The sequence below is a fragment of the Bradyrhizobium sp. JHI2711 genome (genome assembly GCF_056156565.1).
In genome coordinates, this window is record NZ_JBPZPT010000033.1 from 1 (window position 1) to 319 (window position 319).

At 62.4% G+C, this 319-nt stretch carries 1 pseudogene; it reads left to right on the top strand.

The features are described from left to right. Nucleotides 1-126: 126 nt before the first annotated feature. A pseudogene (locus ACTEK7_RS36660) lies at nucleotides 127-319 on the top strand (IS5/IS1182 family transposase); the annotation flags it as partial.

A 319-nucleotide genomic window follows, 5' to 3' on the forward strand; every position in this document is an offset into this window, starting at 1 on the left:
GAAAGCCTGAAGGGGCCGCAGCGCTCCGGTATGTGGGGCCTCCGCGCCGCGGCCCCTTCAGGCTGGGATGCCAGCTAGGGAATTTTCGATGCCCATATTTGGGGAGTATTCACCGCCCAGTGACAGGCGAGGAAGCACGGGGTCAAGCTGCGGCAGTCCTATCTGCGCATTGCCAAAACCGCGACAATGATGGCGGGACGCTACGGCCATGCCAAGCAATTCAAGCGGCATCAGCGGCAGTTGCGCATCCTGCGCAGCCGACTGGGCCGGATCATCCGCGATATCCGCCGCAAGATCGAAGGTCAGGCTGTGCTTGAGA